We start from the raw sequence: 12,169 nt of genomic DNA on the forward strand, positions 1-12,169 counted from the left end.
AAGCCTTATCAATGATGAGGCTATCATGCGCGTATTGCTTTTCCTGCTGATCACACTTTTTCCCGGTCTGGGTCACGCGACCGAGTCCCTATTGCTGCGCTGGCAGGGTACGCAGCAGGCTGTCCCGCAATCGCAACTGACCGTGACGGCAAACAAGGCATGGAAACTGTGCGCGTTGTATCCCAGTCTGAAGGATTCCTATTGGCTTTCTGTAAATTACGGCATGCTTGAGGCCGCAAGAAAATATGGGGTAAGCCTGAAGGTGTTTGAAGCGGGAGGGTATCGCCAGTTTAGCACGCAAAAATCGCAAATCGCCCAGTGTCAGCAATGGGGCGCGGATGCCATTTTGTTAGGCAGTAGCACGACAACTTTTCCGGATTTGCAGGCGCAGGTGGGCACGCTGCCGGTTATTGAGGTGGTGAATGCGATACATGACGCGACGGTGAAAGCCCGGGTTGGGGTGCCGTGGTTCCAGATGGGGTATCAGCCAGGTCGCTATCTGGTTAAATGGAGCGGTAGCAGGCCACTAAAAGTTTTATTATTGCCAGGCCCTGACGACGCGGGCGGCAGCCGCGAAATGGTGGATGGATTCCGCCAGGCGATTGTCGGTAGTCAGGTACAGATTGTGGATATGGCGTTGGGTGATAATGATATTGAAATACAGCGTAACCTGCTGCAGGAGATGCTTGAGCGTCACCCGGATGCCGATGTGGTTGCCGGTACGGCAATTGCGGCAGAAGCGGCGATGGGGGAGAGACGTAATCAGGGAACGCCATTGACCGTGGTCTCTTTTTATTTGTCGCATCAGGTTTATCGCGGGCTTAAACGCGAAAGAATTATTATGGCTGCCAGCGATCAAATGGTCTGGCAAGGCGAACTGGCGATTCAGCAGGCTATCAGGGTGTTGCAAGGGCAGTCGGTGCCGGAAAATATCAGTCCGCCGATCCTCGTGCTTACGTCGAAAAATGCGGACAGCCGGCATGTTCAGCGCTCACTGTCACCCGGCGGATTTCGCCCTGTTTATCTGTATCAGTACACATCGGCTGCTAAAAAATAGCCTTCCCCGTGCTGTGTCACCAGCAAATCGGCCCGCAGCTTGTGGCGCAAACGGCGGATCAGAACGTCCACAGTGCGTAAGTCTGGATTATCTACCCGTCGTGCGGAAAGCATGCGTAATAAGCGTTCCCGACTGAGAATCTCCCCCGGATTAGTGACAAAGGCGACCAGCATTTCATATTCGGCGCGAGTGAGTTTGATGGCTTCATCGCCAAGCTCCAGGGTATGGCGGGAGACATTCAGACAATATCCGGCAAACTGATAGCAGTTGTCTTTGGTCTCCGGCTGCGTCTGGCGGGCAAGATCGATCCGCCAGAGCAAATTTTTCACCCGAACCACCAGTTCACGTAGCTCTAACGGTTTAGTGACATAATCATCTGCCCCCATTTCCAGGCCAACGATACGGTCGATTTGGTCGCTGCGACCCGTCACCAGAATGATGCCCACCGTTGAGCGTTCGCGCAGGGCGCGCGTCAGCATTAAGCCATTTTCGTCCGGGAGATTGATGTCTAACAGAATCAAATCGACAGGGTGTAGCGACATGATTTCACGCAGACCGGCTCCGCTGGCGGTGACTGAGACGTGATAACCTTCCTGTTCGAAGTAAGCCTGTAACCGCGCCTGGGTAACCGGCTCATCTTCAACAATGACAATGTGATGCGACATCCTGGTTGCTGTCTCTTTCTGTTCATATCTGTTCACATTGTGCCGTAAGCCATTCATCCTGACCAGTGTTGCTGTTCACATTTGGGAAATAAGATCCTCTGTAACTAAACCATATAATTACAGGGGCTATTATGCGGAAACTATGGAGGGCGCTGCTCAGACCGAGCGCACGTTGGTCAGTGTTGGCGCTGGTCGTTATCGGAATTGTGGTCGGCATCGCTCTGATCGTCTTACCGCACGTTGGCATTAAATTAACCAGTTCAACCGAGTTTTGCGTGAGTTGCCACAGCATGCAGCCGGTTTATGAAGAATATAAACAGTCGGTGCATTTTCAGAATGCCTCCGGGGTGCGCGCAGAGTGTCACGATTGCCACATTCCATCAGATATCCCTGGTATGGTGAAACGTAAGCTGGAGGCCAGCAACGATATCTACCAGACCTTTGTTGCCCACTCTATTGATACGCCTGAGAAATTCGAAGCCAAGCGCGCCGAGCTGGCGGAGCGCGAATGGGCGCGAATGAAAGAGAACAACTCCGCAACCTGTCGTTCCTGTCATAACTATGACGCGATGGATCACGCTAAACAGCATCCTGAAGCCGCGCGCCAGATGAAAATTGCGGCGAAGGATAACCAGTCCTGTATCGACTGTCATAAAGGCATTGCGCACCAACTTCCCGACATGAGCAGCGGTTTCCGCAAGCAGTTTGATGCGCTTCGCGCCAGTGCGAATGATGATGGCGATACGCTCTACTCCCTTGACATCAAACCTCTGTATGCCGCGAAAGGTGATAAAGAGCCCGCTGGTTCACTGCTGCCCGCCTCTGAAGTCAAAGTGTTAAAGCGTGACGGCGACTGGCTGCAAATTGAGATTGTGGGCTGGACCGAAAGTAACGGACGTCAGCGCGTGTTGGCGCAACTGCCGGGTAAGCGCATTTTTGTGGCTTCTATTCGCGGTGATATCCAGCAGCACGTGAAAACGCTGGAACAAACCACCGTCGCGGAAACGAATACGCCGTGGAGTAAGTTGCAAGCCACCGCCTGGATGCACAAGGGCGATATGGTTAACGACATCAAGCCGATTTGGGCCTATGCCGACTCACTCTATAACGGAACCTGTAACCAGTGCCACGGCGCCCCAGAGAAAGAACACTTTGACGCCAACGGCTGGATTGGCACGTTGAACGGCATGATTGGGTTTACCAGTCTGGATAAACGCGAAGAACGTACCTTGCTGAAATATCTGCAGATGAATGCCTCTGACACCACGGACAAGCCACATAGCGCTACGGGAGAAAGCAATGAAAAATAACGATCTCTTTCAGGCATCTCGCCGACGTTTCCTGCTGCAATTGGGCGGTTTGACCGTAGCCGGTATGGTAGGCCCCTCTCTACTCACACCGCGTAGCGCCAGTGCCGCCGAGGTACAGGGAACAGGTGTTAAAGAGGGGATTTTGACCGGTTCTCACTGGGGAGCAATCCGTGCCACCGTGGTTGATGGGCGTTTTATCGAGGCGAAGCCGTTTGAGCGTGATAAGTACCCGTCCAAAATGATCGCCGGACTGCCGGATCATGTACACGGTGGCGCGCGTATCCGTTATCCGATGGTGCGCGTTGACTGGTTACGTAAACGACACCAGAGCGATACCACACAACGCGGCGATAACCGCTTTGTGCGCGTTTCCTGGGATGAAGCGCTGGACTTCTTCTATCAGGAGCTGGAGCGCATTCAGAAGACCTATGGTCCAAGCGCGCTGCTTACGGCCAGCGGCTGGCAATCAACCGGCATGTTCCATAACGCTTCCGGTATGCTGGCGCGCGCCATTGCGCTGCATGGCAACAGCGTGGGTACCGGGGGAGACTATTCCACCGGCGCCGCTCAAGTGATCCTGCCGCGGGTGGTGGGTTCAATGGAGGTGTATGAGCAACAAACCTCCTGGCCATTGGTGTTGAAGAACAGCAAAACCATTGTGCTGTGGGGCTCCGATCTGATCAAAAACCAGCAGGCGAACTGGTGGTGTCCGGATCATGATGTCTATGAATACTACGAGCAGTTGAAGGAAAAAGTGGCGCGTGGCGAGATCTCTGTCATCAGTATTGACCCGGTCGTCACCTCGACTCATGACTATCTGGGTCGTGATAAAGTTAAACACATTGCCGTAAATCCGCAGGCTGATGTGCCGCTACAGTTGGCGTTGGCGCACACGCTCTATACCGAGAAGCTCTATGACCCGCATTTTCTCGATAACTACTGCGTGGGGTTTGAACAGTTTCTGCCTTATCTGCTGGGAGAAAGTGACGGACAGCCTAAAGATGCCCTGTGGGCGGAAAAGATATGTGGGATCGATGCCGACACGATTCGTGAACTGGCACGGCAGATGGCAGGGGGGAGAACGCAAATTATTGCCGGCTGGTGCGTCCAGCGCATGCAGCATGGGGAGCAATGGGCGTGGATGATTGTGGTGCTGGCTTCAATGCTCGGACAAATCGGTTTACCCGGCGGGGGCTTTGGTTTTGGCTGGCACTATAACGGCGCGGGTACGCCAGGCCGTAAGGGTGTAATTCTGAGTGGTTTTTCTGGCTCCACCACCGTTCCTCCGATACATGACAGCACCGATTATAAGGGCTATAGCAGCACCATCCCTATTGCACGTTTTATTGATGCGATACTGGAGCCGGGCAAGCAAATTAACTGGAACGGTAAAACGGTGAAATTGCCGCCGTTGAAGATGTGCGTTTTCGCCGGGACCAATCCTTTTCATCGCCACCAGCAGATCAACCGCATTATTGAGGGCTGGCGGAAGCTGGAAACCGTTATCGCTATTGATAATCAGTGGACCTCGACCTGTCGCTTCGCCGACATTGTATTGCCTGCGACGACGCAATTTGAACGTAACGATCTCGACCAGTATGGCAACCACTCCAACCGCGGCATTATCGCCATGAAACAGCTGGTACAGCCGCAATTTGAAGCGCGTAATGATTTCGATATTTTCCGCGATCTATGCCGCCGCTTTAATCGTGAAGAGGCCTTCACCGAAGGATTGGATGAGATGGGGTGGTTGAAGCGGATCTGGCAGGAAGGAAGCCAGCAGGGGAAAGGGCGCGGCGTTCATCTCCCGGCATTTGACGTCTTCTGGAATCAGCAGGAGTACGTCGAGTTCGAGCATCCGCAGATGTTTGTTCGACATCAGGCATTCCGCGAAGATCCCGATCTTGAGCCGCTGGGGACACCAAGCGGTTTGATCGAAATTTTCTCGAAAACTATTGCCGATATGCAGTATGACGACTGCCAGGGGCATCCGATGTGGTTTGAGAAAATCGAACGATCACACGGCGGGCCGGGGTCGCAGCGTTGGCCGCTGCATCTGCAATCCGTCCACCCGGACTTCCGTCTGCATTCGCAGCTTTGTGAATCTGAAGCGCTACGTAAGCATTATGCGGTGAGTGGCAAAGAACCGGTGTTTATCAACCCGCAGGATGCCAGTGCAAGAGGGATTCGCAATGGTGATATCGTCCGTGTATTTAATGCGCGTGGACAAGTACTCGCCGGGGCAGTTGTCTCCGATCTCTACTCGCCAGGCGTCGTGCGTATTCATGAAGGCGCCTGGTACGATCCGGAGAACGGCGGAGAAATCGGGGCACTGTGCAAATACGGCAACCCGAACGTGTTAACGATAGATATCGGCACGTCTCAATTGGCACAAGCCACCAGTGCCCATACTGCGCTGGTGGAAATCGAGAAATATACCGGCAAGCTGGCGAATGTGACGGCATTCAGCGGCCCGATAAAAATGGTAGCACAGTGCGAATATGTTCCGGCAGAGCAGGGGAGGTCATAATGAAAGACTCTTCTCTGACACCAGAGCAGGTGGCCTGCGTTTACGCGTGGCTGGCGCAGTTGTTTTCCCGTGAGCGCGATGACGAAAGCCTGGAACAGTTGCAGTCCAGCGAAATGGCGGGGTGGTTTGCGTTGCTAAAAAGTGAGCCATCGCTTGAGGCGGAAGTACTTCTGCTGGAGGAAAAAATTGCGGCGCTTAAGATGCGTGAAGACGTCACTCTGGAACTGGCAGCTGATTTTTGCAGTCTGTTTCTGATGTCGGACAAACACGCGGCGTTACCCTATGCGTCGGCTCATCACGAAGGGGGATCGAACTACGGCGTCATTAAACAACTGTTATCTGATGCGGGGATGCAGGTCAGCAATACGTTTAGCGAGTCAGCCGATCACCTGGCGATTTTCGTCGAGCTGCTGAGTCATCTGCATTTTTCACTGGCTGAAGCTGGCTTGCGTCATCAGCAAATTGACGCGCTGCGCAGAGAAACGCTGGCGGGGTTGTTACGCTGGTTACCGGAATTCACCGCTAAATGCTGTCGCTATGATGATTTTGGGTTTTATGGTGCGCTGAGCCAGCTGTTGCTGGCATTGGTCAGGCTGGATAATCAGCACTGAGTGCTGACCTTAGTCGGAAAAAAACGGGCGTAAATTTACGCCCGTGTTTATTGTGTTAGCCAGTGTCACCGTACAACCAGCACCGGACATTTCGCATGGCGGACTACGGCAGAAGCCGTTGAACCCAGCAGGTAGGTGCTAAAACCAGGCTTATGCGAGGCGATGACGATAAGTTCGGCGTCAACCGCCTCCGCCAGTTTGAGGATCTGATCCTTCGGCGGGCCGTAAACGACGTGGATTTGACTCCTGCCTGCAGGAATGTTGAATTGCTTAACAATCTCTTCGAGTTTTTCGCTGGCCTTGGCCTGCAGACCACTGCGGTCCGGGAATTCGCTTGAGTAGGCCAGCCCCAGCGAGGCATAGAACGGAACGGTAGGAATAACGGCCAGAAAATGGACCTTGGCGGTTTTGGCATGCGCCTGAACCTGCGGCACAACATGGCGGGTTAAATCGGCTTCAGAGATATCAATGGGCACCAGAATTGAGCGATACATATTCACTACCTCCTGTTTGTTTACCTCTATCCTGAGTGTACCCAAGGTTGTCTCTGTATAATAAGTGACCAGATCAAGGTTGCGTGCATAATTGTCGTCAATGATAAACGGGGAACGTAAGTTCCCGTTTTCTAATGCAGATGTGGGGCACGTTTTACCGCCTTTAGTTCGCCAGCACGATGACATCCCCCGTTGCCGGGGCTTTTGTTCCCGGTAGCCACAACCGTCCCCACGAACCGGTACAATGACAGCCGAGCAGTTTTTCCGGTTGCTGCTGCTTAATAAATTGCCGCGTCCGCCACAGCTTAGCGGGAGAGGCGGCGCGTAAATGGAACCCACCGATGAGGGCGTGAATTTTGCGAATGCCGGTGATGTTCTGGCAATGGCGGACGATATTTTCTATTCCCCGGTGCCCGCAACCGGTAATGATCACCAGCCCACGGTCAGATTTATAGATCAATACGCCTTCATCGCTGATGTAATCCGGCTGAGGTGTTTTCTCGTGAATAACACCGTAGGCCTGCGGTGTGGATACGCTAATTTCCCCGGACCACAAAAAACGATCGCTAATCGCCAACGGTTCGCGGGTGTATTCCATATTCAGGCGAGAGTAGTCGTTATCGCGGGAGAGTTTTTTAATTTGTCGCGGCTTTCCCGCAAGCGTTATCGACGCGTAACGCTCACAGGCTATTTGAGGATGGCAAATAATACGACTGTTATCGGCAAGCCAGGGGACGCCGCCACAATGATCGTAATGACCATGTGACAGCACCACGGCGGTTAATTGTGTCAGGTCGATCCCCATTTGCGCGGCGTTTAGAATGAAGCTGTCATCCGGCCCGGTATCAAACAGTATGGTGTTGGTTTCATCCTGAATTAACAGACTTAATCCGGGTTTTGCCCGTAATGATTTATCTGCGCCAGCAGCGCGCCGGTTTTCAAGCAACACCGTGAGGGTTAAAGCCATGCCTGACTCCAGTATTAAAACGGCATACTGTAACGCACAGCTTTTGAGAGCGCTGTGATCGCAGCGCCCTTTGGCGTTATCCGTTATTGTGCAGAGTTTGCCTGCGCACGGTGTTTTTCCGCCTGCTGCTCATGGGCATAGGAATGAGCATTATTTGTCGACTGATGTACTACCATCGCTTTTTCATGTTCATTCATTTGCGAAAATGATTGTGCATGGGGTGACGTTTCGGCTGCATTAACGCCTGCTGAGATAAAAAATGCGATAGCTAAAAAAGAGGACATCTTATTCATCATATTTCTCCTGTGTGGGTTTACGGAAGAAATTATAATTAGCGAGGGCTGTCAGTGACGTGACAGGAATATGACGGTTGTGTCAGAGAACAGGAAACACTTAACCGTCATCAGCAGAGATTAAATTGCATGCCGGGGCAGCGTCAGAATAAAGCGGGTGGCATGTGAATCAGATGTCACTGCAACTTTTCCCTGATGGGCAATGACTATCGATTTCACGATCGCAAGGCCAATGCCGCTGCCTTCTCCCTTACGTTGCCGGGAAGGATCTACCCGATAGAAGCGGTCAAAGAGTCGCGGAAGATGTTGTGGAGGAATTGGCGGGCCGGGGTTTTCAACGACTATCTGCACCTGTTCATCGGCCTCTTTCACCCGCACGGTCACTGACTCGCCTTTTGGCGTGTAACGCATGGCATTTGAAAGCAGATTACTCATTGCCCGGCGTAACATTAACGGATCGCCCGATACCCAACATTCGCGCCCCTCAAAGCGTAAACCAACCTCACGCTCTTCTGCCCAGGCTTCGAAAAAGTCGAACACTTTACTGACCTCATCAGCCAGATTGAGCGCGGTCTTTTCCGGGATCAGTTGATTATTATCCGCTTGCGCCAGAAACAGCATGTCACTCACCATCTTCGACATCCGGCCAAATTCTTCGAGATTGGAATACAGCACGTCCTCCAGCTCTTTTTGGCTGCGGATCTGGCTTAGCGCAATTTCCGTTTGCGTGACCAGGTTGGTAATTGGGGTGCGGATCTCATGGGCAATATCCGCTGAGAAATTCGATTGACGTTTAAAAACATCCTCGATGCGTTCGATCATGTGATTAAACGAACTGACCAACTGTTCCAGTTCAATAGGCACGGTTTGCGGATCAAGGCGTACGTCGAGATCTTTCGAGGTGATATTTTGGATGCGGCGACTGACATTACGGATCGGTTCATGACCTTTATAAACGGCGAACAGCACGATAAAAACAATCATCATGCTAATCAGTGATGCCGTCATAATCAGCTTGTTTTTCAGGTCATTAATATAGTGCAGATGAAAATCGATCGATAATGCCAGGTACAGCGTATATGCCGGTTTTCCATCGGCAAGCTGGCCTACAGGCAAACGAATCATGCGCCAGTTTGATGATGTCATCTGACCGTGCGTATGTTTGGGCGTTTGCAGCATGGGGCCGGATATAATAAAGACATCGCGGGCTTGGGCATTTTTATCCGGCCTTGCACTGGCGATAAATTGCCGAAGATCCGGGGCGTCAGGTGAATGAAAAATAGCCTTCTGATTGCTATCTTCCAGAGAAATAATGACGTTCGAGTAACCTGCCACGACGTTTTTTAGCGTTTCCAGTCGGCGTGGTTCAGGTTCGTTCGGTTGATTAAGAATACGCTCCAGCGTGGCGCTGATCTCTTGTAAATCATTGATGTCCTGCTCGGCGAAATGCACTTTCACTGAGTGGATCATTATCCATGCGAAGGCGAAAAATGAAGCGATAGTCGCCAGACTGATGAAAAAGGTCAGTCGTGTCGCCAGGGAAAAAGGGCGTTGCCATCGTTTACTGGCCATCAGGAACCTCAAGCATATATCCCACGCCGCGCACGGTCTGAATCAGTTTCGGCTCAAAGTCATTATCGATTTTGGCGCGCAGACGCTTAACGGCGACATCGATGGCGTTGGTATCGCTGTCAAAATTCATATCCCAGACCTGAGAGGCAATCAGCGAGCGGGGTAAAACTTCTCCCTGGTGGCGCAGGAAAAACTCAAGCAGCGTAAACTCTTTGCTGGTCAGGGTGATGCGCGCCCCGCTGCGGGTGACTTTTCTACTCACCAGATCAACCATTAAATCTGCGACCTGAAACTGGCTTTCAACAATTACCGCCGCACCCCGGCGTAATAGCGTTCTGACCCGCGCCAACAGTTCGGCAAAGGCAAACGGTTTGACCAGGTAATCGTCAGCGCCTAATTCCAGACCTTTAACCCGATGTTCAATGGTACCCAGCGCAGTGAGGAGAAGAATGGGCATGCCTTTATTGGCGCTACGTAGCATGCGTACGATATCCCAGCCGTTTACATCCGGCAGCATGATGTCGAGGATGAGCAGATCGTAATCGCCGGTCATCGCCAGGTGGTACCCGTTCAGGCCGTTATCCGCCAAATCCACGACAAAACCTGCTTCCGTCAGGCCTTTCGTCAGGTATTCACCGGTTTTTTTCTCATCTTCGACTATCAAAATCTTCATCGCATTCTCCTTCTCGCACTGCTTGTGCGGACTTTCAATTCTAGGGAAGCGGGATCGGATAGCAATCGGTTATTGGGAAAATGACAGTTTTGTCATTTTCCTGTCACCGGTTAAACAGAGTCACTTCGTTAAAGTACAACCCTATAAATTCCTACATATTTTAGGGTCATCAGTCCGGTCAGGACGTGAAGAACTATGAGCAAATTTAAGCTTCTTACCCTCAGCGCTATATTCGTTCTCGCCGGTTGTTCATTAGCGCCGGACTATCAGCGCCCGGCTTTGCCGGTGCCACAGCAATTCTCCTTAAGCCAGAATGCGCTGGTGTCAGCCTCTGGGAATTATCAGGACACCGGTTGGCGGACCTTCTTCGTTGACGACCAGGTTAAGGTGCTGATTGGTGAGGCGCTGGCCAATAACCGCGATTTGCGTATGGCTGTGCTGAAGGTTCAGGAGGCGCGAGCGCAATATGGCGTCACGGACGCTGACCGCTATCCGCAAATTACGGCAGGATCCAGCGGTACCTACAGCGGTAAATTAAAAGGCGACAGCAGCACCGATCGCCAATTCGAGGCCGGACTGAATCTCAGTTTCGATTTGGATTTTTTTGGGCGGCTGAAAAATATGAGTGAAGCCGATCGACAGAATTTCTTTGCCAGCGAAGAGGCGCGTCGGGCGGTACATATCTCATTAATCTCTAACGTGTCGCAAAGTTATTTCAATCAGCGTCTGGCTTATGCACAACTGCAAATTGCCGAAGAAACGCTGCAAAACTATCAACGTTCCTACGCCTTTGTTGAAAAACAACTGGTCACTGGTAGCACTAATGTACTGGCGCTGGAACAGGCGCGGGGCGTGATTGAAAGTACGCGCAGCGAAATCGCGAAGCGTAAAGGTGAACTGGCGCAGGCCAACAACGCGCTGCAACTGTTGCTGGGTACCTACGGAAAATTACCCGATGATAGGGCGCGCAGTCGCGGAGATATTAAACCGGTTACGCTGCCGCCATCACTCTCGTCGCAAATACTGTTACAGCGTCCGGATATTATGGAAGCTGAGCACGGATTAATGGCGGCGAATGCCAATATCGGCGCCGCGCGGGCGGCATTTTTCCCGTCGATTACCCTGACCAGCTCCGTGTCCAGTAGCAGCAGCGATCTCTCCAGCTTGTTTAATGCTGCCAGCGGCATGTGGAATTTTGTCCCCAAAATAGATATTCCAATTTTTAACGCCGGACGTAATCAGTCCAATCTTGATCTGGCTGAAATTCGCCAACAGCAGTCGGTGGTGAATTACGAACAAAAAATTCAGGGTGCATTTAAAGAGGTGGCCGATGCGCTGGCGTTGCGCCAAAGCATTGCCGATCAAATTAGCGGCCAGCAGCGTTATCTGGCGTCATTGCAAATCACCCTACAACGTGCCAGAGCGCTGTATCAGAATGGCGCGGTTAGCTATATCGAAGTTCTGGACGCCGAACGTTCTTTATTTGCCACGCAGCAATCGCTGCTCGATCTTAATTACGCCCAGCAGGTTAATGAAATTAAGCTGTTTGCTGCCTTAGGCGGCGGTTGGGTGGAGTAAACCTTAATATTAACTTTTCAGGAGCATCAACTATGAATACTACCGCCAAAGCCGTGCTGTTAAGCCTTTTCTCTGTGGTCATATTTAACGCTCAGGCCAATGAGCATCAACATGGCGAGATGATGAGTATGCAGCCGGCGGCTCAACAGGAACAACGCATTAGCGCGACTGGAGTGATTGAAGCTGTTGATATGGAAAGTAAAAAAGTCACGATTAAACATGATCCTATTCCGGCGGTGAACTGGCCGGCGATGACGATGCGTTTTACGCTGGTGGCCGACACCAGGGCTGACGATATTAAACCGGGCGATAAGGTCGCGTTTACGTTTGTTCAGCAGGGAAATCTCTCTGTGTTACGCGATATTCACATCAGTAAATAACGTTCTCGCTGGTCTCTTTAATTCTTGCCCGGGTTCTTG

The 12,169-nt window shown here is 51.9% G+C and carries 12 protein-coding genes; 6 read left to right on the top strand and 6 right to left on the bottom strand.

From position 1 onward, the window contains the following. The first annotated feature begins 25 nt into the window (after positions 1-25). Positions 26-1,057 (top strand): TMAO reductase system periplasmic protein TorT, encoded by a 1,032-nt coding sequence (gene torT / locus OOJ59_RS01850; protein WP_160956082.1) that lies wholly within the window; start codon positions 26-28, stop codon positions 1,055-1,057. Here the strand turns inward: torT and torR are convergent. Further along, the gene (torR, locus tag OOJ59_RS01855; protein ID WP_087857091.1) at positions 1,030-1,722 is read right to left on the bottom strand and encodes a two-component system response regulator TorR; all 693 of its coding nucleotides are present in this window, start codon (positions 1,720-1,722) and stop codon (positions 1,030-1,032) included. The two genes, torT and torR, sit on opposite strands and share 28 nt — an antisense overlap. A 131-nt stretch (positions 1,723-1,853) precedes the next feature. Between torR and torC the strand changes: the two genes are divergently transcribed. Genes torC through torD form a run of 3 tightly spaced genes read left to right on the top strand, consistent with a single transcriptional unit; the run spans position 1,854 to position 6,173 of the window. After that, positions 1,854-3,032, top strand: a complete 1,179-nt coding sequence (torC, locus tag OOJ59_RS01860) for a pentaheme c-type cytochrome TorC (RefSeq protein WP_042309930.1) — start codon at positions 1,854-1,856, stop codon at positions 3,030-3,032. Then, the gene (torA, locus tag OOJ59_RS01865; protein ID WP_121528720.1) at positions 3,022-5,562 is read left to right on the top strand and encodes a trimethylamine-N-oxide reductase TorA; all 2,541 of its coding nucleotides are present in this window, start codon (positions 3,022-3,024) and stop codon (positions 5,560-5,562) included. The genes torC and torA overlap by 11 nt, the downstream gene beginning before the upstream one ends. Beyond that, positions 5,559-6,173 carry a molecular chaperone TorD gene (gene torD / locus OOJ59_RS01870; RefSeq protein WP_160956084.1) on the top strand — a complete coding sequence of 205 codons (615 nt, stop codon included), beginning with the start codon at positions 5,559-5,561 and terminating at the stop codon, positions 6,171-6,173. The genes torA and torD overlap by 4 nt, the downstream gene beginning before the upstream one ends. Positions 6,174-6,238: 65 nt before the next feature. Here torD and uspF read toward each other — a convergent pair whose 3' ends face one another. The 5 genes from uspF to cusR form a co-directional block, all read right to left on the bottom strand. Continuing rightward, positions 6,239-6,667 (bottom strand): universal stress protein UspF, encoded by a 429-nt coding sequence (gene uspF, locus OOJ59_RS01875; protein WP_038638520.1) that lies wholly within the window; start codon positions 6,665-6,667, stop codon positions 6,239-6,241. 163 nt (positions 6,668-6,830) lie between these two features. Beyond that, complete coding sequence (locus OOJ59_RS01880) at positions 6,831-7,634, bottom strand: MBL fold metallo-hydrolase (RefSeq protein ID WP_160956081.1); 804 nt, start codon at positions 7,632-7,634, stop codon at positions 6,831-6,833. A gap of 83 nt (positions 7,635-7,717) precedes the next feature. Next, positions 7,718-7,927, bottom strand: a complete 210-nt coding sequence (locus OOJ59_RS01885) for a hypothetical protein (RefSeq protein ID WP_160956083.1) — start codon at positions 7,925-7,927, stop codon at positions 7,718-7,720. A 120-nt stretch (positions 7,928-8,047) separates the two neighbouring features. Continuing rightward, a complete protein-coding gene (locus OOJ59_RS01890) occupies positions 8,048-9,499 on the bottom strand; it encodes a Cu(+)/Ag(+) sensor histidine kinase (protein WP_160956080.1) in 1,452 nt (483 codons plus the stop codon). Beyond that, positions 9,489-10,172, bottom strand: a complete 684-nt coding sequence (gene cusR / locus OOJ59_RS01895; protein WP_038638530.1) for a copper response regulator transcription factor CusR — start codon at positions 10,170-10,172, stop codon at positions 9,489-9,491. Before cusR ends, OOJ59_RS01890 begins: the two co-directional genes overlap by 11 nt. A gap of 195 nt (positions 10,173-10,367) precedes the next feature. Here cusR and OOJ59_RS01900 point away from each other — a divergent pair, with 195 nt between their 5' ends. After that, the gene (locus tag OOJ59_RS01900) at positions 10,368-11,750 is read left to right on the top strand and encodes an efflux transporter outer membrane subunit (RefSeq protein ID WP_160956079.1); all 1,383 of its coding nucleotides are present in this window, start codon (positions 10,368-10,370) and stop codon (positions 11,748-11,750) included. A gap of 32 nt (positions 11,751-11,782) precedes the next feature. Then, entirely contained in the window at positions 11,783-12,130 is a 348-nt protein-coding gene (gene cusF / locus OOJ59_RS01905; RefSeq protein WP_069323108.1) for a cation efflux system protein CusF, read from the top strand. The last annotated feature ends 39 nt before the right edge of the window (positions 12,131-12,169 follow it).

This window comes from Citrobacter sp. W9, assembly GCF_026719375.1.
In the GTDB taxonomy this organism is placed as follows: domain Bacteria; phylum Pseudomonadota; class Gammaproteobacteria; order Enterobacterales; family Enterobacteriaceae; genus Citrobacter; species Citrobacter werkmanii.

Excerpts from the sequence above, each read along its gene's own strand:
- uspF (WP_038638520.1), bottom strand. The coding sequence starts at position 6,667 with ATGTATCGCTCAATTCTGGTGCCCATTGATATCTCTGAAGCCGATTTA.
- OOJ59_RS01890 (WP_160956080.1), bottom strand. The coding sequence starts at position 9,499 with ATGGCCAGTAAACGATGGCAACGCCCTTTTTCCCTGGCGACACGACTG.
- cusF (WP_069323108.1), top strand. The coding sequence starts at position 11,783 with ATGAATACTACCGCCAAAGCCGTGCTGTTAAGCCTTTTCTCTGTGGTC.
- torA (WP_121528720.1), top strand. The coding sequence starts at position 3,022 with ATGAAAAATAACGATCTCTTTCAGGCATCTCGCCGACGTTTCCTGCTG.
- torC (WP_042309930.1), top strand. The coding sequence starts at position 1,854 with ATGCGGAAACTATGGAGGGCGCTGCTCAGACCGAGCGCACGTTGGTCA.
- torT (WP_160956082.1), top strand. The coding sequence starts at position 26 with ATGCGCGTATTGCTTTTCCTGCTGATCACACTTTTTCCCGGTCTGGGT.
- cusR (WP_038638530.1), bottom strand. The coding sequence starts at position 10,172 with ATGAAGATTTTGATAGTCGAAGATGAGAAAAAAACCGGTGAATACCTG.
- OOJ59_RS01900 (WP_160956079.1), top strand. The coding sequence starts at position 10,368 with ATGAGCAAATTTAAGCTTCTTACCCTCAGCGCTATATTCGTTCTCGCC.
- OOJ59_RS01880 (WP_160956081.1), bottom strand. The coding sequence starts at position 7,634 with ATGGCTTTAACCCTCACGGTGTTGCTTGAAAACCGGCGCGCTGCTGGC.
- torR (WP_087857091.1), bottom strand. The coding sequence starts at position 1,722 with ATGTCGCATCACATTGTCATTGTTGAAGATGAGCCGGTTACCCAGGCG.
- OOJ59_RS01885 (WP_160956083.1), bottom strand. The coding sequence starts at position 7,927 with ATGAATAAGATGTCCTCTTTTTTAGCTATCGCATTTTTTATCTCAGCA.